We start from the raw sequence: 22,017 nt of genomic DNA, 5'->3' as shown, positions 1-22,017 counted from the left end.
CAATAACCGCGGAGGTTATGTAATGGCGGCATGCGGTCCGGGCCCTTGTCCCGGGCCTCAATCGGCTTACTTTCCCGCCATCATTTGAAGCCCGAGGACGCGCCCATGAGCACCATAAAGCCGCTGAAGATCGACATCGTCTCCGACGTGGTCTGCCCCTGGTGCTATATCGGCAAGCGGCGGATCGAGAACGCGCTGGCGCTGGTGCCGGATGTGCCGGTCGAGGTGCGCTGGCGGCCGTTCTTCCTCAATAACTGGGTACCGCGCGAGGGCATCAGCCGCGACGAATATCTCACCGCCAAGTTCGGCTCGGTCGAAGCCTACAAGGGCATTGCCGGCCGCGTCGTCACGGCCGCGGGCGAAGAAGGCCTGACCTACCGGCCCGAGCTGGTAAAGCGCCAGCCCAACACCACCGATTGCCATCGCCTGATCCATTGGGCGGAAGCCCAGGGCAAATCCGGCGAGATGAAGCAGCGCCTGATGGAATTGTACTTTCGCGACGGCGGCGATCTCACCGATGTCGACGTGCTGGTGCAGGCCGCCGCCGATATCGGCCTCGATGCCGAGGATGTGCGCAAGCGCCTCGCCACCGACGAGGATGTCGCGCTGATCTCGGGCCAGGCACAGGAAGCGTCCGAGAAGGGCATCTCCGGCGTGCCGACCTTCGTGCTGGCGCAGAAATACGCCATCTCGGGCGCCCAGCCCGCCGACCAACTCGCCCGCGCCATCCGTCAGGTGTCGGGCGAGATCAACGCGCAGGCGGCGGAATAGCTGAGTTCGTCATGCCCGGGCTTGTCCCGGGCATCCACGTCCTTAGACTGGCACAACAAGAAATTCGTGGATGGCCGGGACAAGCCCGGCCATGACGATCGATAAAACAAACTGGGAAAACGCCATGATCTATGAGTTGAGGACCTACACCGTAAAGCCCGGCACGCTCGGGGACATGGTGAAAGCGGCGAGCACCGTGTCGGCGGACATTCGCAAGAACGACTACGGCAAGCTCGAAGGCTACTGGATGACCGAGATCGGGCCGCTCAACCAGGTCCTGCATATGTGGAGCTACAACAGTTTCGAGGAGCGCGGACGCCTTCGCGCCGAGCTCTCCAAAAATCCGCGCTGGACCAGTGAGTACATCCCGCTGATCCGCCCGCTGCTGTTGCGCCAGAATGTCCGGCTGATGAATGCGATCAAGCCGCCGGTGGCTCCGGCCTCGACCGGCAATGTCTATGAACTGCGCAACTATCGCGGCAAGCCGGCCGGTGGCCTCAAGCAATGGCTCGACGCGTTCACCGCCGTGCTGCCGGCGCGCGAGAAATATTCAAAGATCGTCGGCCTCTGGCAGACCGAGTCGGGCGAGCCCAACGAGGCCTGCCACATCTGGGCCTATCCCGATCTCAACACACGCGCGGAAGTACGCGCCAACACCATGAAGGATCCGGCCTGGCAGGAATTCCTCGGCAAGGGGCCGGGCTTCCTCGAGGAGATGCACTCGACCATCATGCTGCCGGCACCGCACTCGCCGCTGAAGTGAGGTGAGGCATACTCCGTCATGCCCGGGCTTGTCCCGGGCATCCACGTCTTAACGCTGTAACGGCAAGTAAGTCGTGGATGGCCGGGACAAGCCCGGCCATGACGGCTGAGGGTTCTACGCCTTTTTCAAATAGTAATTCGCCCGCTTCCCCAGCGCGATGCGGCGGAGCACGCGGCGCATCGCCATCGAGGCGCGGAGCGGTTTGATCGCCGTGGTCACCGCGCGATAGAACGCGAGCTTGAGCGCGTCGCGCAACGGCTGCTTGCCGGGCGGCTGCTGCGGCATACCAACGCCGCGCAGCATCGAGTTGAAGAAGTGCAGGTCGTTGAGGCGGCGCACCTCACGCGTCTTCCAGGTAATGGCCATCGAAATCGAGAAAGAGTCAGCGGTCCGCACCCAATGCGGCCACTGATACGGCACGTAGCAGCCGTCGCCAGCGAACAGATGAAACTCCTTGCCGCGGGCGGCAAAGCTCTCGTCATATTTCAGATTGCGGTGCTTGGTCATCGAGCGCTCGATCTCGTCGTCGGAGACGATGCTGCGGTCGGTATTGTCCAGGATGGTGAAGAATTTTTCGCCGTGGATGTGCACGAAGAAATTGTCTTCGCTGTCGAGATGGAACGGCGTGGTCGAATTCGGCGAGGACACGAACAGAAAGCCTTCGAGCTGCTCGAAGCCGGCGTCCGCCAGGCTATTGAAGCCGCGGGCGCGCGCCACCGAGAGCAGGGTGTCTTCCAGCAGCTGGCGATATTCCGGCGAATTCTCCACGCGCTTGAGCACCATCCAGGCGCCGGCGGTCTCGATGCTCTTCACCACTTCCACGGGATCGAGATCGACCGAGGGTATGGCGTCGGGATCCTGGCTGATCGCGACCTTGCCGGAATTGTATTCGATCAGATCGCGCGGCAACTCAGCAGCCAATTGTGCGATGCGCGGCAGCATCAGAAGCGGATGGCCGGCCAGCTTGTGGCGGATCGCGAACGGTTTTAGCGGAAAGGCGCGGCGCAGCGCGTCGTTATCGGCGGTGATAACCGGTGCTACGGCGGTCTGGGTATTCATGAGGATTTCTCCTGGCGTTCCCTGATGAAGCGGATGGCGCGGCGCGCCGGCTCGCGGGCCAGCTTGCGCAGCGTCAATGCGGTTTGGGCCAGTGTTGCGACCACGTCGCCGCGCCGCAGCGGAAACAGCACGTCGCCGATCGCAAGCCGTCCGCGCCAGATCGGATTGATCATGGGGTGGTCGGCATTGGCGGTGGAATCGACGAGGCGGATCGCAGGATCGGCGCAGAGATGCCGGGTCAGGTCGAGCGTCAGCTGCACGCCCGGCGAGAATTTCGAAAAACGTTCGTCGACGCCGAGCTTGAAATAAAACGCACGATCCTGATGCCGCAGCACGATGGCTGCTGCCACCGGCGTCTCGCCGGCGCGCAACGTCACGATCTCGCATTGGCCGGTAGCCGCGAGCGCGCAAGTGGCACGGCGGATAAAGGCGGCATCGCCCGGATGCTGCACCAGCGCCGTGCCGCGCTTGGCTTTCCAGCCGCTGGCTTCCAGGTTGAGGAACGTCTCGAGCGCGGCGGTAACCTCGGCGGGCGTGCGCGCAATGTCGAAATGCACCTCGCCATGGTCGCCGAGCCGGTTGCGCTGCCGGCGCAATTCCTTGAGTTTCTTCGGTCCCAGCCCCTCGCGCAGCAACTCGTCGGGGTCGAGGGTGGCATCGAGGGCGGCGCGGACATGCGATTGCAGCACGCGCGGCGTGAGACCGTCGCGGGCCAACATTTCGGTGAAAGCCTTCATCGCAGCGCCGTCCAGCGACATGTCGCGCAGCATCAGCGCGTGGGCGCCGGCCTTGCGCGCGCCGTCCAGCAGGCGCTCTGCCGCCTGTTCGGCATGGTCGCCGCCCAGCAGCGGCGTGGACAGCGAGCCATAGGGATCGGCGCTGACCCAAACGGGCAGGGGAATCCTGTAGGCGCGCCACATCGAAATAACCGGCATCAGGCCGGTCAGCTCGCCAGCATCGCTCCAGGCACTCAATGCAGAAGCACCGACGCGTCCGCGCGCGGAAGCGTTGACCGCCAGTTCCCATTCCGGGAGGTAATAGCCGTTGGGCTCGGCGACGCGCTCCGACAGCGCGCGCCATTGGGCGGCGGGGATGTCGGTCAGCGGCGTCAGCGCACCGGCAGGCGTCACCGGCGCGCGGGTGCGTGCGGCATCCCCTGGCGATGCACGACGGACCAGCGATGTCTCTGCAATCTCGGCCACTTCCCCGTTTCCCCGGTCGCGATGTCGAGAGCGGCACCAACAGGGTGCCGCCTGCTTCCATCACGTTCTGGGAGCAACGCTAGCGTAGAGAAATGGAAAATGCCGGTGGGGCCGCGCTCGGATTTGAGCGGTTATGTTAACGGCTGATTCAGCATGCCGCCGCGGGCAGACGCTGCGAGGATTAGCGTTCAATCATATCCGGCCGGGCAAGCGGCTGTTTTGACGGCCCGGATCGGGAGTGGGGACGTAGCCCCGCCGGCGTGAACCGGCGGGAAATATCTTCGTTAGCCAACTCTCAGATTTTCCGCGGAGGTCTTGCCACGGTTTTCTTTTTCTTCGTAGCTGACCTTGGCGCCCTCATTCAGGGAACTCAGTCCGGCTTTTTCCACCGCCGAGATATGTACGAACACATCCTTGCCGCCGCTGTCGGGCTGGATAAACCCGAAGCCCTTGGTTGCGTTGAACCACTTCACAGTACCTGTAGCCACGTCCGCACTCCCTGTTTTGATCGAGGCCGACAACCTAGGGCGGTCCGAGGGTCCTGCGCAAGGAAAGAAAACCTGTTGAGGCGAACCGGCGGGGCGGCATGGTAGGGCCAAAGCTGGTTTGGCCAGGCTGCCGTGGTCGGCCATGCCCCCGTCTATGACCGCTGTCACCGATCATCGTTCGGGTTCCATGCAGGGTTACCGCTCTTCGAATCCATGGAACGAAACCATGACCGACAGCGCTGCGATGAATCGTCTCATATGCGAAAAGAGCCACCTGACGGACGGAGAACTGGACGGCATCGCAGGTGGCCGCTCTCGTCTCATCATGCGCGCGGGACAGGGCGTTAGTGCAGGTGCGGATGGGTCTGCCATGCCATGGCGGCCCGGTTTCCGTTTTCCTCCACCGTCCTACCTGCCTTGTTAGCATCCGCCCGAGGGCGCAGGCGTAGCCCGGATGAGCGATAGCGATATGCGGGTCTGAGGAAGAACCCGGATGTCGCTATCACTCATTTGGGTTACGCGCGTCGTTCATTCGCCCGCTTCGGCCAGCTGGTAGCGGACCGGCGTGTGGTGCCAGCCCTCGTCGTGCTTCTTCCAATAAACATCCTTGAGCCGCGTCGAGATCGGCCCGGGGCGGTCGTTGCCGAGGATGCGCGCACCGATGCGCGACGCCGGCATGACGCCGCCGGCGGTGGTGGCGAGAAAGACCTCGTCGGCGTGGTCGAGCGCCGACCGCGGGATCGGCTCGACCGCCGCCTCGATGCCGAGTTCGGCGCACAGGTCCAGCACCGATTGCCGCGTGATCCCGCGCAGGCTGCCGCGGTCGGGCGTGCTCACCCTTCCGTCCCTGACGACGAAGACGTTGAAGCCCGGTCCCTCCGTGAGAAAACCCTGCGCGTCGCACAGCACGGCGGTGTCGAAACCGGCATCGTGCGCCTCCATCAGGCCGGAGGTCAGATCGTTCCACTGATAGTTCTTCACCGTGGGATCGACCGAGGCATCGGGCACCCGCGGCGTCGAGGCGACAAAAACATGCGCGCCGCGCGCCTGCACGTCCTTCGGCACGACGTCGATCCAGGGCAGCGCATAGGCGATCAAATGGTTTTCGCAATCCGCCGGCCGGCGCGATCCCATCACCCGCGGCCGTCCGCGCGAGGCCACCATCGCGACATAGGCGTCGGCGAGGCCGGTTAGCGCGACACAGCGATGCAGGATCGCCTCGATCGCCGCGCGGTCTTCCGGCGGACGGATTCTGCGCTTTTCCATCGAGCGCTCGAACCGGTCGAGGTGATCCCGGAGCCGGAAGAAGCCGCCCTTGAACACGTGCACGACGTCATAGACGACGTCGGAGCGCGTAAATCCCCAATCGGTCACCGGCAGCGTCGCCTCTGATATCGGCACATAGCGTCCGCGGACGTAACCGGCGCCATCGGGGTAGGGGGCAGTGGTCATGGGTGGGTCTCCGGGCAGTAGTCGGTAGGGCGGATTGAGCCGGAGGCGTAATCCGCCATCTTTGCCAATCGTCACGGTTGACGGTGCTGCGGTACGCTTCGCTCGCCGACATCGGGCGCAGGTTAGCACAAGGAATCGCTTGTGGTGCAGTCGGTGAGGCGGATTACGCCTTCGGCTCAATCCGCCCTACGCTCTCTGGGCGAAACGATGTCCCTCGTTTTCTCCGCACCCGCAGGTCAGCCATGACTTTTATGGTCGCCGCAAGGACCAGCGCGCAAAGCGCGGCCTTCGACATCGTCTCCATCGTCCCCTCGATCAGTATGCCGTGGACCACGCTCCCGACGACGATGACAATCGCGAGGGGCATATGGACGACACGCCACGTTCGCGCCCGCAGTCCCAATCGCCGGCGAAGTGCAGCTATGATTGCGACGGCGAAGATGGCCCACATGGCGACCACACCCCAGGGGGAAAACGGCGTCGGCGATGAGAACAGAAGGGCGTCAATCATATCAGGGGGACTGGTGATCCAGAGGCCCCCGACATGGACCGCCACCGCCACAACCAGCGCGCCTCCGATCCAGTGATGTGCACGCCGTCCACGATAAGCCGACAGTCCCGGTAAGTATCCGCCAATCAGCAAAGGCTGAACGAGCACAAGACCCATTGCAATAATCCCTGCGAACCCGGCCAGGATGTAGACCGGATCGCGCCACGCGAGCAGCGGGCTCGCTGCTGCAGCGGCGATCGGCACGCAAATGGCTGCTGCAAGGGCGGCCCAGATCAGGGTCACCTTCGCCAATCTCATCCCCGCGTTCCCAACTCGATCAGGCCGGCTGAAGGACGAAGTGCGCCTCGAGGCTGGTATCTTTGGCGCTGCGCATCACGGGACGTAGAAAGACGGTTTTGAATTCACCACTGTCATAGGCGAGGTGACCATGCGGCTGGCCAAAGATCGGAACGATCTGCGGCATCTCGAGGCGGAACGCCCCGTTCTTGTCGGTGAGCGTGGCCCCATGACTACGCTCATCTCCCTCCCGCCCTTCGGTGGTGTGCGCCCAGATCTGGATGCGCTGCCCGGCAAGCGGGGCCCCGTCGCCTGCGCGGCGTACGGTGCCAGTCATCCAGAAGCCACCCTTGCCGATACGATCCACGGTCGGCGCGCCCTTGAGGTAGTTGTTGGCCCCGCCTGGCATCGAAGGGGTCGGTGCGAGGCCTTCTGCGCGGGCGGGCAACAGCAGCCCGGAAACCCCGGTTGCCAGGACGCACCCACCGGCGACGAGGAGGTTGCGGCGGTTGAGTACGAAGGTGTTCATGCAAATTCCTCCTCGCGACCGTGCAGTTGCTCCGCCCAGAGTACAACAACAAGCGCGAGAGGCCCAGTTGAGGGAGGCGAAGCGCGCGACAGGGCGCAATAACAGTGTTGTGAACGGGTGTGCCGGCCGCTCAACCAGCGTCGTTGACGAGGCATACTCAGCAGCGTCCGGGGTGTTGGTCTTTCGCTCCTGGTCGCCGATGGTCGCAGAATTCGTCCAGGTTCGCCGAGAGACTGGTCAGAGGAAGGGATAATGCGCGCGCTTCTGCCGCTGTCTTCTTGCTCATTTCACTTTGGTCTACCGCGAGTCGATTTTGCTGACGATGGCCGCTGACGGGGATAAAGCAGGCGTTCACAGCCACGGCCGCCGACGTCTGCCAGGGGCAATTTGAATGTGGGACACCTTCGTTGTCCGATCTGTACCTTCTCGCAATGCTTCGCATTGCTGCTGAACCTTCGCGAAGTTCCCGTGACCCAACACTAAGGGGCTTTGGGACCACAGGAGGTTCTGATGACGAGGCATCGAACGATTACTGGGTTCGTCGCTGTCGCTCTGCTCGCTGTTGCCGCAACCGCTGCCACCATGAGGTCGTCCCCGGTTTGGACCAACAGCTTTGTCGTCCCTGCCGGCACAACCATGCCGAAGGGCCTCGCGGTCGACGAGCTTCCGGCCGCGAGTTTTGACGATCGCTGGTCCGCGATGTCAACTTCGGCAACTAGCACGCCTGAGCGCACGCTCGCGGATCGCCAGGTCCCGCTGCAATAATCGGGGTCTGCCGGACGAAATCTGTAATGACCTTGGCGATTGGGTATCCGGCTGCGTGCACGGCGCGGTGAGCAGGGAGGTACATTCACACCACATTGGCAGTCGTTCGAAATTCCAAACCTTTTGAGGGAGGCAATGATGAACGTACTGAAATCTGCAATCGTCGGCATGGTCCTGATTTCAGCCAGTACGCCGGTCCGCGCGGACGTCATCGGCGACTGGAACAACACGGCAGTCGACGTGATGAAGGCGGTCAACGTCAGCGGTAATCCGTGGACGCGCAGCATGGCCCTGGTGAATGTATCCATGTCTGACGCGGTCAACTCGGTGCAGAACCGATATTCCCGCTACATACCAGAGCTTCCAACTGACCCGAACGCTTCGGCGGAGGCCGCGGCCGCCGCGGCTGCACGCGAAATCCTCATGCGCCAGTATCCTGGCCAGAAGGAACGGATTGAGGCGGCCTTCGCAGAAGCGATGAAAACCATTCCGGACAATCCCGCACGGGCTGCGGGTGTTGATTTAGGTGTAAAAGTTGCGGACGCTGTTTTCACGGAACGGCAGAGCGACGCGACAAACACGCCCGACACATATCGTCCGCTTACGACGCCTGGCGTGTGGGTACCGACCACGCCGCCGCTCTTTCCTCAGTATGCCACGGCCAAGCCTTGGGGCATGGAAAGCGCGAGCCAGTTCCGCCCGGGTCCGCCCCCGGCCCTCAACAGTGCGCTTTATGCGCGCGATTACAACGAAACCAGGGAAATGGGCGGAGTGAAAAGCACGAAGCGCACCGACGCGCAGTCCGACGTCGTGCGCTTCTGGACACAGGCCAACCTTGGGCCCGCCTGGTTCCAGGCTGCCGGGCAGGCTTCCGCTCGTCATAACCTCTCCCTGCCGGAAAGTGCGCGAGTGTTCGCCCTGATGTCGATGGCTCTTGCCAATTGCTTCATCCTCGATTGGGACGCCAAATTCCAATACAATTTTTGGCGGCCGATCACCGCGATCCGCAACGGCGACCAGGACAGTAACGATGCGACTGAACGCGACGCCGGCTGGCAGCCTCTGAACACCACGCCGATGCATCCGGAATACCCGTCGCAGGCGGGCATCAACGCGGGGGCGGCGCGAACCGTTCTGGAAGCCGTTTTCGGCAACGGGACGGAAGAATTTGTCGCGACCGACATTTCCGACGCCCGCCTTTCACGCAAATTCACCAACTTTGCGCAACTGGCCCAGGAGCACAAAGAGGTGCGCATCTGGGGCGGTATTCATTTCCGCAATTCGCTGGACGTCGGAGATGCGATGGGTCGCAAGGTCGCTGATCATCTCGCGGCAAACTACATGAGGCCGACGAGGTAGGCCCCATGCTCGGGGTGCTCGGGACCATCTCAAGGCGCCCGCTTACTGGCGGCGCGTTGTTGCTCTCCGTGTTCACGAGCCCATCCGGTTCCAGAATTAACCCGGAGCGAGCGTATCAAGCTTAATACGCGAGTTCCGTTGCGGCGTGCGAACGTAGGCCTATCATTCCGGGTAGTCGTTCGGATTCAAGATGTGCCCGGATCACCAAGCCAGCGTAGCGCTCGACCAGAGGTGCCGCTGTAGGGCGGCGTCCCGCTCGAAATGATCCTGCTGCACGCTGCACGGGACTGCCATGTCGACTGTCGAGCAAGTGCTGAAGTCCGCAGGTCGAGAGCGTCGCGCGATCGGTCGGACGCGCATCAATCGGAGCGCACTGTTATCCTTTCATGGCGGGGCCGGTGTCTTTCCTTGCTGCGTTCGCGACGTGACGAACTCCGGAGCCGGCGTTCGTCTGGAGCGGCTGAACGTGTTGCCGGTGGAATTCGATCTGTCGTTCGATAAATTTCGGACGGTTCGGGAATGTCGCTTGGTCTGGCGTGACGCTGACTTCGTCGGCGTCGCGTTCGGGAGCTGACTTTGGGATCCAAAGCATGACGAAACGCGAACGCGGCGATCTGATTTATGGGGTCGTCGCGAGTGCGCTCGTATTTGTATTCATGATCATCATGATTTTCTCGCTATGAGGGATTCGCTTATCGGAGGTTACGCAGCGGCGGGCCGGCACCTCTCAGAGTATCACGAGCCAAAATCGCCCCGGCCGAGTCAGTGTCGTCGCCGACGTGGTTTGGGCGTTGGAGGGTCTGCTCCGGTGATTGCGCGATACCACGCGGCGTCTGATTGCGCGTGCGCTCTGGCAGCGGCCAGATTGGATTGTCCACGATAGAACTGACTTAGGCCCAGGTAGCAATCGGTGCGTTCGGGTCCGTGAGGTATTGCTTCGCAGTTCACCTGCGCGCTCGCAACGACGGGAAAGACCGCCAACAAGATTGCGACGATACCTGCGGACCAATATGTCATGCCGCCTCCAGGCGATTTGCTCAGGCTGGCTGGTCAGACTTTCACCAAGTCGCTTGTTCTTGGCAGCCGCGCGAGCGGACTCGTTCGAGGGTTAGAACCGCGCTGGCCCTCGAGCGAGTCCACAATCGCCGCGCCGCCGGTTGTGGAAGCTAAAGATCCCTTCGACGGCGTCTGCACTGAAAATAACACAAGTAAGCGAAACTCATTCCGTGTGGCAAAACAGCTACGGTCGTCAGGTGGCGCGGCATTTGGTTTCGGCGGGTGTATGCGGTTCGATCCTACCTCTCGTTTCACAATCCCTTTTGAAATACGTGAAAGCTCTTGGCTAACGGCCGGGTTGGTGTCTAATCTTCGTTTTTGGTCTGCGTTTTTTTGAGGCCACATATGAATTATTCCCAAATGAAGGACGAGCGCCTGTTGGCGTTTTACGAGAATGTCCGTCATCAAGTCGCATTGGATGCGGGAAGCCGCTATCGCTTCGCAGGCGAGGGCGTCCGCGCATACGCGGATAAGCTTCGCGAAGAAATGGACCGGCGGCGGCTCAGGTTCACGCCCATCAATTGGCCGGAGGATGGTCGCTGATTTTGGGAAACCAAAATCGAGGGCCAATTCAGGTTCGCGAACTGGTCGCGCTCGGCATTGAAAATGCCGAAGAGGCGCGCTGGTCTCTCTTCGTCGCGCGGCTAGATCGATTTCACCCGGCGCTGCGGAATAGTGCGGGGTGTGCCCGGCCGTCCAAACGGCAGCCCGGGCTTTGCGATGCCAGCGCGTGCTGTGCTGCCCGTTAAGGGATTGGTTACCTGTCATTGTCAAGCTTTCCGCCATTGCAGTAGGTCGCGACGAGCGATAGCGAATTTCCGAAACATTTTAATCCGACCAGCCCGGTTGGCGGTCTCCATAGGAGGCCCACTATGTTCAAGGGCTTCGCGATTGCAGTCTTGCTTATGCTTGGTGCATCGCAGCTGGATCAGTACTTCTGTAATGGCAGGTACACCGACAGTACCATGTCGATGCTGCGACAAATCAGGCACTCGTTTCGCAGTTGAAGGGTCGCTTCGGTGGACGCCGCTGCGCGCAAGGTCCCGCGTCTGCCTCGGGGGTTAGCCGTGGTTCGGTCAAGCCGACGCGAATGACCCAAAGCGCCCGTCAGCCGTACGCCTTGCAGCGATGACGTGAACCGTTAGTATCCTCGGATATCGCGCGGAATGATCGCAATGTCCGCGCTGGGGCGTAAGACGTGCAACGACGTTTCATAAAAAGTTGAGGGGAGACCAGTTAGATGAGCATCGCCGATCCCAACAAGACGATCCTGACGGGCGAGAACCCGTTTATCCGCTTGAGCCTGAAGGACGGCGAACCGAACTCCACAGAAGCGAGCTATTGGCGGATCATCTTTTCGCCGGCTGGTCCCGGACACGTTCTCTACCTGAAGAGCGAGCTGACGGAAGGTCGCTGGCGCATTTACTCCGACAACATCGCGATGGCGCGGTGGCTGCAGTCTACCGTACAGGGCATGCTCAATGCCGAACTTTCCGACACGGCCATCCCCTGTGCGGACGCGCAATTCTCCAAAGCGGGAGATCCGCGCTACTTCTGGACTGAGCACATCAAGTCGCACGGCGAAGACATCTCGCTTACCTGGTTCGATATCGGCGAGCCGCTGCTCATCCACTCGCAGCCGAACCAGATTCCCGACCGGCGCTACGGCGTGTGCACCGTGCTGATCCCGGCGCTCGGCACCCGTCTCGTCCGCAACGGCGTCGAGGCCAAGGGGCGATCCTGGCCGCGGGAACGTGAGGGGCGGCCATTCTCGACGTCGGCGTTGGCATTTTCGGAGAGCTGGACGGAAGCGGTCTGAGGCGGAACTGCCAATCAACGGACTGTTTGCGGCTACACCACCGCCCTTTGCCCCTGCGCGAAGGGGCTGAGCCCCAGCCATTGCTGCATCGATCTGGCGATCGAGCTGTCGCCGGTGACCTTGATGCGGCCGGCTTCGACTTCGCTGTTGAGCTTGGCGACGCCCATCCACACCGCAGTCATGGAACGCAGAGGGCAGCTGACATAGAGGTCGACGTCGTAGCCGGGATCGGTGAGGCAGAGGTCGACCTTCTCGCGATCGACCACCAGCCACCATGATTTCCGGTCCGGCCGCATCTCCGGATAGATGAAGTTGATGGTGGTGCGGCGCGGCGGCAATGGCGTCGGCTGCAGGTTGCGCCGCATGTCCCACATCAACAGCCCGGGATCGAGATTCTTCAGCGACAGCGTCGACTCGACCCAGCGCTGCCCCCAGAAGCCGAGCGACATGACGATGCCGCGCAGATCCTCGCCCGCCTCGGTCAGCTTGTAGTCCATCACGCCGTGCTGACCGGTTGGCACCGCGGCGATCACGCCGGCCTCTTCCAGCTCCTTCAGCCGCTTCGACAGCAGTGTCGGTGACATCCGCGGCACGCCGCGGCGCAGTTCGTTGAAGCGCGTGGTGCCGCAGAGCAATTCGCGCAGCACCAGCGCGGTCCAGCGGTTGCAGAAGATCTCTGACGCCATCGCCACCGGGCAGAACTGCCCGTAGCTTCCGCGTTCGCTTTTGTCGGGCAAGGGGGATCTCCTTAAGCACGCGCGGGGGCAGTACAGATACTATACCGCTCTGGCCGACCGGCTGTCACATGGAAGCGAATAATCCAGTGTTTACAGTGGGTAGTTTTGCTTGCGGGGCATCGCCGCCGCGGCAGTACACTTCCTGAACTGGAGGGATGTTGCGCCCGGGCCTAGTTTCCGGGGCATTAGACATCTCGCTTACTCGCGAATGTCCCAATGAATGGAGGGATCACCATGAGCAGCAACGCAGCACGCGCCATCGATGCGACAACGCACCGCAGCCCCGTCGAGATCGCCCGCGAGCTCGGCCCCATCTTCGCCGAGCGCGCCGCTACCGCCACCGACGAGGACCAGTTCGTCGCCGAGAATTTTGCCGCGCTCAGGGAAGCGGGCCTGGTCGAGGCCGGCGTGCCCACTGAACTTGGCGGCGGCGGCGCCAGTATCGATGAGCTCGCCGAAATGCTGCGCGTCCTCGGCCAGCATTGCGGCTCCACCGCGCTGGCGTTTTCCATGCACACCCATCAGGTCGCGATTCCCGCCTGGCGCTGGAAGGTGCAGAAGGCGGCGCCCGTCGAGCCCTTGCTCAAGCGCATCGCTGCCGAGCGCATCTTTTTGCTGTCGAGCGGCGGCAGCGACTGGATCGGCGGCTCCGGCAAGGCCGAGAAGGTCGACGGCGGTTATCGCATCACCGCGCGCAAGGTGTTTGCCTCCGGCTCGCCGGCCGCGAACCTGTTCATGACCACCGCCGTGCTGGAGAGCGAAGGCGAACCGGCGCAGGTGTTGCACTTCGGCCTGCCGATGAACTCGCCGCAGGTGAAGGTGATGGACAACTGGCGCACGCTCGGCATGCGCGGCACCGGCTCCAACGACGTCATGATCGACGGCCATGTGGTGCCGGAGGCCGCCGTTGCGGTGAAGCGCAAGGCCGGCGAATGGCATCCGCTGTTCCAGATCATCGCAACCATCGCGTTCCCGCTGATCTATTCGGTCTATCTCGGCGTCGCCGAGAGCGCCCGCGACATCGCGGTTGGTGTCGCGAAAAAGAAGAAGGTCGACAACCACATGATCCAGCTCGCCGGCCGCATGGACACCGAACTGGCCGGTGCGCGCCTTGCCCGCGAGCACATGCTGGCGGCGGTGCGGCTCGATGCGCCTTCGGCCGAGACCATTAACCAGGTGATGACGGGCCGCACGCTCGTCGCGCGCCACGCCATTGCCACCGTGGAGCTTGCGATGGAGCTCGCCGGCGGCGCCGGCTTCTACCGCGCCACTGGGCTGGAGCGTCGCTTCCGCGACATCCAGGCCGCGCGCTACCACCCGCTGCAGGCCGGCCCGCAGGCGCAATATGCCGGCTCGATGGCGCTCGGCCTGCCGGTGGACAAGGTGTTCTAGGATACGCGCGGCTCTCCTCCCGAGAGAAGCGGTTGAGGGGTCTGTCTCCGAGGGAGGCAGGCCCTTCACCCGCTCGCGATTCTTCTCCGCGCGCATGCACCTTCTCGGGTGATAGCGGACAGCGCGTTTGGTATCTGCTGTTGGCACGCTTGAGACTTGCCGTTCGGCTCTGACACGCCCGTTTCCTGAGGGCAGAGCGGAAGTCATCGGCGGAGGGCCAAACCGGCGCTGATGCGGGATCACCTCGGGGGCTGAAGGCCCGGCGACGAAAGCCATTCCTGCATATGGGCCGCAGTTTCGGCTTGTCGCGCTTTGCGGATTAGTCTCTCCCGCTCAATACCCGGGTGAGTACCCCTTGCCTCTTTCCGAAGGCGCTGCGCCTCTTCAATTAGGCGCTGATCAAGTGGGGTATCATGCTGGATACGGCGTCGTTGCATGGCGCTGCTCCATTCCTGAGGAAGGCGGGAGCGCTGACCAGACGGTCTCATCACAGATAAAAGCCACGAACCGGGCTGTGATGCACTATTAACGCATACCGCCGCTTTGGGTTCTGTCCAACACCCGACATAAGGAAAGTATTTAGGAACAATCGATGGGGCCGGGAATCTAAAGTGCGCCCGTCTGGCGTTCGCCCCCAAGGCTCGCCGGACGGACAAGCGGTCCTGGCCTTCCCCGAGGCTGGGGCCGCTTCTTTAGTCGGCAACGTGCCGCTGCCAATATCCAGTGAAGTCCACCGACTTTCCGCGCTTCATCGCCAGCGAGGCAAGGCGGCTCACCTGATCGCCATTCGACACGCGGTGGTTATCCTCTCGCCATGACGACTCCTGCGCATAGCGGAGCAGGTACGCGCCAGCGATAGGGTGGTGGATGCCGATCTCGGCGCGGCGAAGGCGGTTGAAATACTCCTCCGCCATGTTGGTGCAAGCGCCGTCCAAGGAGTAGGCTTCTTGGTAATTGATTCGTGTCATTTCAAAGCGCTCGTGAAGTCCATCCCATGAGGAGGCTTCGTCAGCATGAACAACAGACCCCTTGGCGATACGGGCGCGGATGAAGGCGGCGGCTTGGCTTTCCGAGCCAAAAACCGCTGGCATAGAATTACCGCCCCGTTCACGGACGATAACTACGACCTTCCGTTTCCCATTTTGATTGCGGGCATAGCGGCGGTCGCGGCGATATTCTTTCTGGTTTGCTGGCTTCACATAACCTCCAAAATAACCGCCATCTACTTCGGCCACTTTGCCGTCGCCGCCGACAACGCGACCCTTCATTTCCTCGGCCATTGCTTCGCGTAGCTTGGCAGGAGGACGAATGCGGACGTGCAGGAGAGCCCCAGGTCGCGGCTGAGGGCCAGCGCAGACTTGCCCTTCACTTCGTTGCAGATCACGCGATGCTTGAATCGGGTCCGTAGTGCACGATAAAGCGGACGTCCCGTGATCGCTTGAGCGAATGGCTTCACGCCGCAATCTACCTGTGCCTTGAGAACTCCGTCGGCTCGTCCACAAGAGCAATCGGCGCGCGATGGATGCGACAGATCAACCCCGATGGGCGTGCTGCTCATGGGATGGTGTGGTAGGGTGTGATCCTCGCTGGGGGACAACCCATGAGGCGACGGGATTTTGTCACTCTGTTAGGCGGCTCCGCCATCGCGTGGCCGCTCGCGGTCCAGGCGCAGCAGCTGGCGATGCCGGTGATCGGATATTTGGGTGTTACGTCGGCCGAATCCGATGCCTCCCGGCTGCCCGGCCTTCGGCGCGGGTTGCACGAAACCGGCTATGTTGAGGGCCGCAATTTAACGATCGAGTACCGCTGGGGCGGATACCAACCTGATCGACTACCCGCATTGGTGGCTGAGCTGATCCAAATGCGGGTGGCTGTGATCGTCACACCCGGCCTTCTCTCGACACTCGCGGCAAAGGCTGCGACCACCACCATCCCGGTTGTTTTTGGCGTCGGCGCCGACCCGGTGCAGAATGGTCTTGTCGCAAGTCTCAATCGACCGGGCGGCAACCTCACGGGCATTAATGTGCTCAGCAACGAGTTTGGCGCCAAGGGGCTCGCGCTATTTCATGAGCTGGTGCCCGGCATCACAACAATTGGCCTTCTTGGGAACCCGAACAATCCGACGATTGACGATCAGGTTACGCGAGACGTGCTGGCGGCCGCCTCTGCCATGGGGATACGGATTCAAACTTTGAAAGCCACCACCGACGCGGAAATCGACGCCGCCTTCGTGAGCCTGGTTCAAGCGCGAACCGGGGCGCTGCTCGTCAGCAACGATGCTTTCTTCAATAGCCGGGTCGGGCAAATAGTTGCGCTCGCGGCACACCATGCGATTCCGGTGATGTACGGATCGCCTGAGTTCATCGTAGGTGGCGGGCTCATAGGTTATGGAGCCAGCCTGACGGAAGCATATCGAGAGGTAGGACTTTACGTGGGCCGCATTCTCAAGGGCGAGAGGCCGGCCGACCTACCGGTCGTTCAAGCTTCCAGGTTCGAGCTGGTCATCAACCTCAAGACCGCGAGGGCGCTCGGGCTCGCAATTCCAGCAAGGCTACTCGCACTTGTTGATCAGGTGATCGAATGAGAGACATTTGCTGCGGCGCATGAGTCCGAAGCGGACGAGCCGGTCGCAAGAACGGTCCGGAAGGCTGGTACGGCCGGTCTCCCTATGGTTTGATGCCGAATGGCTTTGGGCAGAGGACGACCCTCGTGGCCGGTGAGCGCGTCGAGCGGCGATTGGCGGCGGTCCTGGCGGCCGATGTGGTCGGCTACTCTGCGTTGATGCAACACGCCGAAGAAGCCACCTTCGCTGAGTTCGAACGGCTCAAGCGCGAAGTAATCGAGCCAGGACTCTCCCGCCATGACGGACGATTGATCAAGACCACCGGTGACGGAGTGTTGGGCGAGTTTGCAAGTCCGTCGGCTGCGGTACGATGCGCGGTGGAGATACAGGAAAGCATCGCATCGGGCCGAAGTCCCCTTAAGCTACGTATTGGGATCAACCTTGGGGAGGTTATTGTTGGGGCCGATGGCGATCTTTTTGGCGACGGGATCAACATTGCGTTCCGGCTGGAGGGAGCCGCTGACCCAGGCGGTATCCTGCTGTCCGAGAAGGTGTACATCGAAGTCGAAGGCAAGTTGGACGTCGGTTTCGAGGACAAGGGCCAGCAGCAGCTCAAGAACATCTCCAGGCCCGTCCGTGCCTACGCCATCTGCGCCGCGGCAAATCGCGCGCCGACCGAGCGGCTGACCGCAGTCCCGCCACTCCCGGACAAGCCCTCCATCGCAGTGCTGCCGTTTGAAAACATGAGCGGTGATCCCGAGCAGGAGTATTTTGCTGACGGGATGGTGGAAGAGATCACGACAGCGCTTTCGCGTTTCAAATGGCTGTTCGTGATCGCTCGCAATTCGAGCTTTACGTTCAAAGGCCGCGCCGTCGATATCAAGGAAGTCGGACGCCGGCTTGGCGTACGCTACGTCCTTGAGGGGTCGGTCCGCAAGGCATCGGAGAGGGTCCGTATCACGACGCAACTGATTGATGCAGTCACCGGGATTCATCTGTGGAGCGACCGGTTCGAGGGGAGCCTTGGGAACATATTTGACCTCCAGGATCAGGTGGCGAGCAGTGTTGTCGGAGCCATCGATCCGAAGCTACAGGAAGCCGAAATTGCGCGCGTGAAACGAAAATCTCCGGCAAATCACGATGCCTATGACTGCTTCCTGCGCGCGTCGGCGTTGCTCCATCATTGGACAGCTGAGGGCCGTGAAGAGGCGCTCCGGTTATTCTACAAGGCCATCGAGTTGGATCCCGAGTACGGGCAAGCTTACGCCTTCGCAACCTTTTGCTACTGTTCGCGCAAGGTAGACGGACTAGCCGCCGACCCCGACAACGAGCGTTGCGAAACCGAACGACTGGCCCGTGAGGCGATACGGCTGGGTAGGGACGACGCCTTCTCGCTAAGCCACGCAGGGTTCGCCCTGGCGCAGGTCGTCGGTGAGTTGAACGAGGGGGCGGCGCTAATCGAGCGGGCGCTTGTGCATAATCCAAACCTTGCGGGATCGTGGCAAATGGGCGGCTGGGTCAAGCTCTGGCTCAATCAGCCGGACGCTGCGATCGATCATTTTGCTCGAGCGATGCGGTTAAGCCCACTTGATTTTGGATTCCATGGGGCTGAGACGGGCACCGCGTTTGCGCATCTCCGCGCGGGACGTTACGAGGAGGCTTCGATTTGGGCTGACAAGGCGTTGCGTGACCAACCCAGATCCGCTGATGCAGCGCAGGCCGTAGCATTAAGCAGCGCGTTTGTCGGGGATCTGGAGAAAGCAAAGGAGGCGATTAAGCGCTTGCGTGAGGTTGCACCGAACCGGCGCATATCTACTGCCATCATCTCGAAAAATTTATCGCCGAAAGTCAGAGCTCGTGTCGTTGATATTCTCAGAGATGCGGGAATGCCCGAGTGAGTCCCAGTGCGGATCGTGCTGCTGAACTCACGCCTGTGCCTCGTTTGCCGCCGTGCCATTCTGGCTTTAGTCGTGCGCGGTTTCCGCTTTTGGGATAACATGGCGAGCGTGTCGGCACCCGGATGACGACGGGAAACCATGAAGGGGAGGTTGGCATGAGCTCGCAGCGCGTGTCGGGAACCGCCCTGCAACGAACCATTGCCGTCCTGGGCTCGGCGGTTTTCTTCGTGGTCGCCCCATGTACGCTGGCGGGGCTCGTTCCATGGTCGATCACGGGCTGGCAACTCCGGCCGCCGTTCCTTGGTCTGGAGCTGACGCGCGGCATCGGCGCGATAATGATTCTCGCGGGCGTGCCTGGGCTCGTTGACGCATTTGCGCGTTTCGCGCTGCAGGGTCTCGGCACCCCCGCGCCCATCGCGCCGACCCGGAATCTCGTGGTGACCGGTCTCTACCGTTATGTGCGTAACCCAATATATGTCGCGGTCGTTGCCATCATCCTGGGTCAAGCGGTGCTGATGGGCGATTGGCGCCTCATCGTCTACGGCGCGCTGCTCTGGCTCGCCTTCCACGCCTTCGTCGTGGCGTACGAAGAACCCACGCTCGAGGAGACGTTTGGGAGAGAGTACGAGGCGTTCCGCGCCGCCGTCCCGCGCTGGATACCGCGGATGACCCCATGGCGGTCGAAATGATCGGTGGCCCGCGGTTGTGCGAGCCGCTGCTCGCGACCGGTCTCGGACGCTTCACTGTAATCAATTGAGTCTGGACCCTGGAGCGCCGTCCAACCTTTCCACGAACTGTTCTATATTTCGATCTGTCATATGGCCGTCAGGGTGCTCAGTGGCTTCTTCTCGGTCTATAAAAGGCGATGCAACTTCAATCGACTTTGACGTGTCCCGTCTGCGAACATCGATCGGCTGAAACCATGCCGACCGATGCCTGCCAATTCTTCTATGACTGCACCGGCTGCGGCACCAGGTTGAAGCCCAGGGCTGGCGACTGCTGCGTGTTCTGCTCCTACGGCACCGTGCCGTGCCCGCCGATCCAGCAGAATGGCAAGGACGCGTGCTGTAGCTAAGGCCGTCTCAGTTGGCCCCGCTTACCGTCAGAAGCTTGACCGCAACGACCGCTACGCCGCCCAATAGCAAGCCCCATCACGCCAATTATCTTTATGCCAAACTTATACCGGTTCACGCTGACTCATATCGATTTCCTATAAGCAGAGTGGATACGATCCCGCGGCCCAGAGGCCGCAAAAATGCTGGAGTTCGATGACAAGACCCGAGCGAACATGATGACAGCGCTCGATTTGGGCTGCAAACATTTGTCGGGTAATTTCAATACAGCCGAAAATCGAACGCGTATCGGCGATGCGGTTGTTGATGCTGCAAGGACAGGCAAGCGTACTTTGGCACAGTTTATCGACGTGGCGCTACACGAGGTCGTGGCGATAAGAGGTCCGAAGCCGTCGCCTGTTCAAGCGGTGATAGGCTGGTTAGGACACTGCATCAAAAGGGCGTAGTCCGCGCCTTGAGTGCACATCCTTACGGCCATTCATCGCTAACCTGGACTGTCGCGTTGTCGAGGTCGGCTATTGTCCCGTGACCGCTTGAACGCATGGGTTCACGCCGCGCTCTACCTGTGCCTGAGAACTGTGTCGCCTCCTGTGCAACAGCAATCTGGATGCGGCGGGTGCGACAAAACAACCCGACGGGCAAATCACTTCTGATTTATAGAAATCATGTCAAGCGAGAAATTTCTGTAAATCAAAAATATATTCCTTTCCTTCGACCCAAATTATCGGCACATTCTCACTCATCCCGTCCCACTCAGAGGGGCGTCGGCCGTCGTCATGACGAGGGGCGGGGATGCGGTGGACGCTGATGTTGCGATTGACGGTCGCGGCGGAGGCGTACGGCGAAAGCGTGTGGTCCTGGCGCCCGTAACGGCGTCAAGCTCTGAGGAAGCTAACGCTTCCGAGGGGTGACGGTGGCAATAGAGGCCGTCTCACCGGGGAGAGCGCGCTATAAGCCGTAAAGCCACTGCGCAGGGAATGTCGGATGCTCTCCGCTGCCCTGTATGCTCGTGTGCAGCTTTGTTTGCACTATTCGCACACGAGACCGCGGGTGCAGCGCGCATCCGGCATTCCCTGCGCCCTCTGAATTTGGGGGCGGGAAGTTTTTGGCAAACCTCGGGCGCAATGCGTCGCGAGAACGCGGAACTATATCTTCGTCGTCCCGGCCTTGAGCCGGGACCCATACGCCGCGGCTCCTGTTGTCGAAAAAGGAAGATAACGACTACTGCGCAAAACAATTACCGCCGGTGGTTATGGGTCCCGGCTCAAGGCCGGGACGACAGCGCTCTTTGAAACTCAAATCGGTTGCAGCTGAACCGCTACACCGGCTCGTAGCTCTCCGTCGCGCAGGTGTCTTCCGCCTCGACCTGGCGGCGATCGAAAATCGCGCCGTTGGAAATCGTGATGCGATAGGTTTGCGTGCCGAGCGGCTTGCCGGTCACCGAGGTCAGATCGGCCTTGACGCAGGCGGTCCAGCCCGTTCCGCGCAGTTCGGGGCGCGGCGCCGAGAACTGTACCCCCCTCGGATTGGATGCCGCCAGGAACACCGAATCCAGTTTTTCGCTGAGCAGACGCTTGAGGTCCGGCGGCGCCTCGAGCGGCGGCGGTTCGGGCGCTTTGGCGCGCATGAATTCCGGCACCGGCGAGCGGACGTCGGCAAAGCCGCAGCCTGCCAGCACAAGCGCAACCCCCGCGATCAACGCAATGTGAACAATGACCCGCCCCATCGCCGGCTTTCTACCCCGGGACGGCGAAAATTGCGCCCCCCTGCGGCGATCAAATTGTGCGGCCGAGCGGGCCGCGCCGATCAACATTTGCTGAACCGCGCATCCGGACAGGCTATCATGCCCCGGATACCGATCCCGGGATTGCCATCATCCCGACGGAACGTCGCCGAGATGGCGAAGAAAGCAGGGGCGATGAAGACCATTACGATTGCGGCATTCATTCTGGCGTTGCTTGCGATGCCGGCGCACGCCCAGGGCCGGCGACAGCAAGGGGGTGGTGAGGAAACGAGGGCGAAGCAGGACACCAAGCCGAAGGTGGACGAGAAAGCCTACAAGGCTGCGCTCGAGCGCATTCCCGAATCGAAGGAAAAATACGATCCCTGGGGCGTCGCGCGCCCGGCGGAACCCGCCAAGAAATCCAGGTAATCCCGCTAATCCGCGTAAACCAAATTGATTACATCAAATCGCGCGGGCTTTATGCCTGCGACAAATTCGTCGTTGAACTCAGTCTGTGTCCCACCTCACACTGCCTGACTTGCTTGAACCTTTACCACCAAGACCTTGACCAATTTGCAGCC

At 61.7% G+C, this 22,017-nt stretch carries 23 protein-coding genes; 14 read left to right on the top strand and 9 right to left on the bottom strand.

Features of this window, described 5'->3' with window-relative positions; genetic code table 11:
• The first annotated feature begins 105 nt into the window (after nt 1-105).
• Both JQ641_RS13270 and JQ641_RS13265 read left to right on the top strand, forming a co-directional pair.
• Nucleotides 106-771 (top strand): DsbA family oxidoreductase, encoded by a 666-nt coding sequence (locus JQ641_RS13270; RefSeq protein ID WP_211996389.1) that lies wholly within the window; start codon nt 106-108, stop codon nt 769-771.
• A 91-nt stretch (nt 772-862) separates the two neighbouring features.
• Nucleotides 863-1,534, top strand: coding sequence for an NIPSNAP family protein (locus JQ641_RS13265; RefSeq protein WP_249150389.1), 672 nt, complete (start codon nt 863-865; stop codon nt 1,532-1,534).
• 114 nt (nt 1,535-1,648) lie between these two features.
• Here JQ641_RS13265 and JQ641_RS13260 read toward each other — a convergent pair whose 3' ends face one another.
• The 6 genes from JQ641_RS13260 to JQ641_RS13235 all read right to left on the bottom strand — a co-directional run bounded on the left by JQ641_RS13260 (nt 1,649) and on the right by JQ641_RS13235 (nt 7,051).
• Entirely contained in the window at nt 1,649-2,593 is a 945-nt protein-coding gene (locus JQ641_RS13260; RefSeq protein WP_211996387.1) for a cupin-like domain-containing protein, read from the bottom strand.
• The gene (locus JQ641_RS13255) at nt 2,590-3,795 is read right to left on the bottom strand and encodes a GNAT family N-acetyltransferase (RefSeq protein WP_211996386.1); all 1,206 of its coding nucleotides are present in this window, start codon (nt 3,793-3,795) and stop codon (nt 2,590-2,592) included. The genes JQ641_RS13260 and JQ641_RS13255 overlap by 4 nt, the downstream gene beginning before the upstream one ends.
• A 284-nt stretch (nt 3,796-4,079) precedes the next feature.
• On the bottom strand, nt 4,080-4,283 hold the full coding sequence (locus JQ641_RS13250; protein ID WP_192734282.1) for a cold-shock protein: 204 nt from the start codon (nt 4,281-4,283) through the stop codon (nt 4,080-4,082).
• A 528-nt stretch (nt 4,284-4,811) separates the two neighbouring features.
• Entirely contained in the window at nt 4,812-5,735 is a 924-nt protein-coding gene (locus tag JQ641_RS13245; protein ID WP_211996385.1) for an aminotransferase class IV, read from the bottom strand.
• Between the two features lie 163 nt (nt 5,736-5,898).
• Nucleotides 5,899-6,543, bottom strand: coding sequence for a ferric reductase-like transmembrane domain-containing protein (locus JQ641_RS13240; protein WP_211996384.1), 645 nt, complete (start codon nt 6,541-6,543; stop codon nt 5,899-5,901).
• Between the two features lie 19 nt (nt 6,544-6,562).
• Entirely contained in the window at nt 6,563-7,051 is a 489-nt protein-coding gene (locus JQ641_RS13235) for a peptidase associated/transthyretin-like domain-containing protein (RefSeq protein ID WP_211996383.1), read from the bottom strand.
• 510 nt (nt 7,052-7,561) lie between these two features.
• Between JQ641_RS13235 and JQ641_RS13230 the strand changes: the two genes are divergently transcribed.
• The 5 genes from JQ641_RS13230 (at nt 7,562) to JQ641_RS13210 (ending at nt 12,050) form a co-directional block, all read left to right on the top strand.
• Complete coding sequence (locus JQ641_RS13230) at nt 7,562-7,816, top strand: hypothetical protein (protein WP_211996382.1); 255 nt, start codon at nt 7,562-7,564, stop codon at nt 7,814-7,816.
• 138 nt (nt 7,817-7,954) lie between these two features.
• A complete protein-coding gene (locus JQ641_RS13225) occupies nt 7,955-9,175 on the top strand; it encodes a vanadium-dependent haloperoxidase (RefSeq protein ID WP_211996381.1) in 1,221 nt (406 codons plus the stop codon).
• Nucleotides 9,176-9,467: 292 nt separating this feature from the next.
• The gene (locus JQ641_RS13220; RefSeq protein WP_211996380.1) at nt 9,468-9,749 is read left to right on the top strand and encodes a PilZ domain-containing protein; all 282 of its coding nucleotides are present in this window, start codon (nt 9,468-9,470) and stop codon (nt 9,747-9,749) included.
• 827 nt (nt 9,750-10,576) lie between these two features.
• On the top strand, nt 10,577-10,774 hold the full coding sequence (locus tag JQ641_RS13215) for a hypothetical protein (RefSeq protein WP_249150388.1): 198 nt from the start codon (nt 10,577-10,579) through the stop codon (nt 10,772-10,774).
• Between the two features lie 697 nt (nt 10,775-11,471).
• On the top strand, nt 11,472-12,050 hold the full coding sequence (locus tag JQ641_RS13210; RefSeq protein ID WP_211996379.1) for a hypothetical protein: 579 nt from the start codon (nt 11,472-11,474) through the stop codon (nt 12,048-12,050).
• Nucleotides 12,051-12,082: 32 nt separating this feature from the next.
• Here JQ641_RS13210 and JQ641_RS13205 read toward each other — a convergent pair whose 3' ends face one another.
• Nucleotides 12,083-12,736, bottom strand: a complete 654-nt coding sequence (locus JQ641_RS13205; RefSeq protein ID WP_211996421.1) for a winged helix-turn-helix transcriptional regulator — start codon at nt 12,734-12,736, stop codon at nt 12,083-12,085.
• Nucleotides 12,737-13,021: 285 nt separating this feature from the next.
• Here JQ641_RS13205 and JQ641_RS13200 point away from each other — a divergent pair, with 285 nt between their 5' ends.
• Nucleotides 13,022-14,179, top strand: a complete 1,158-nt coding sequence (locus tag JQ641_RS13200; protein ID WP_211996378.1) for an acyl-CoA dehydrogenase family protein — start codon at nt 13,022-13,024, stop codon at nt 14,177-14,179.
• Between the two features lie 692 nt (nt 14,180-14,871).
• Here JQ641_RS13200 and JQ641_RS13195 read toward each other — a convergent pair.
• Nucleotides 14,872-15,459, bottom strand: coding sequence for an IS1595 family transposase (locus tag JQ641_RS13195; protein WP_211996377.1), 588 nt, complete (start codon nt 15,457-15,459; stop codon nt 14,872-14,874).
• A gap of 320 nt (nt 15,460-15,779) precedes the next feature.
• On the opposite strand from JQ641_RS13195, the gene JQ641_RS13190 reads away from it, so the two are divergent.
• The 5 genes from JQ641_RS13190 (at nt 15,780) to JQ641_RS13175 (ending at nt 20,159) form a co-directional block, all read left to right on the top strand.
• On the top strand, nt 15,780-16,763 hold the full coding sequence (locus JQ641_RS13190; protein ID WP_211996376.1) for an ABC transporter substrate-binding protein: 984 nt from the start codon (nt 15,780-15,782) through the stop codon (nt 16,761-16,763).
• 125 nt (nt 16,764-16,888) lie between these two features.
• Nucleotides 16,889-18,640 (top strand): adenylate/guanylate cyclase domain-containing protein, encoded by a 1,752-nt coding sequence (locus JQ641_RS13185; protein WP_349628549.1) that lies wholly within the window; start codon nt 16,889-16,891, stop codon nt 18,638-18,640.
• A 155-nt stretch (nt 18,641-18,795) separates the two neighbouring features.
• Nucleotides 18,796-19,329: a methyltransferase family protein gene (locus JQ641_RS13180; protein ID WP_211996374.1), complete on the top strand. Its 534-nt coding sequence runs from the start codon at nt 18,796-18,798 to the stop codon at nt 19,327-19,329.
• A gap of 176 nt (nt 19,330-19,505) precedes the next feature.
• A complete protein-coding gene (locus JQ641_RS37910) occupies nt 19,506-19,715 on the top strand; it encodes a GDCCVxC domain-containing (seleno)protein (RefSeq protein ID WP_249150386.1) in 210 nt (69 codons plus the stop codon).
• 180 nt (nt 19,716-19,895) lie between these two features.
• On the top strand, nt 19,896-20,159 hold the full coding sequence (locus JQ641_RS13175; RefSeq protein ID WP_211996373.1) for a hypothetical protein: 264 nt from the start codon (nt 19,896-19,898) through the stop codon (nt 20,157-20,159).
• A gap of 872 nt (nt 20,160-21,031) precedes the next feature.
• Here JQ641_RS13175 and JQ641_RS13170 read toward each other — a convergent pair.
• The gene (locus tag JQ641_RS13170; protein WP_211996372.1) at nt 21,032-21,439 is read right to left on the bottom strand and encodes a hypothetical protein; all 408 of its coding nucleotides are present in this window, start codon (nt 21,437-21,439) and stop codon (nt 21,032-21,034) included.
• 192 nt (nt 21,440-21,631) lie between these two features.
• Here JQ641_RS13170 and JQ641_RS13165 point away from each other — a divergent pair, with 192 nt between their 5' ends.
• A complete protein-coding gene (locus JQ641_RS13165) occupies nt 21,632-21,865 on the top strand; it encodes a hypothetical protein (RefSeq protein ID WP_211996420.1) in 234 nt (77 codons plus the stop codon).
• Nucleotides 21,866-22,017 lie beyond the last annotated feature (152 nt).

The sequence above is a fragment of the Bradyrhizobium sp. JYMT SZCCT0180 genome, from assembly GCF_018130165.1.
Lineage (GTDB): Bacteria > Pseudomonadota > Alphaproteobacteria > Rhizobiales > Xanthobacteraceae > Bradyrhizobium.
This window is presented reverse-complemented; position numbering and strand designations above follow the sequence as displayed.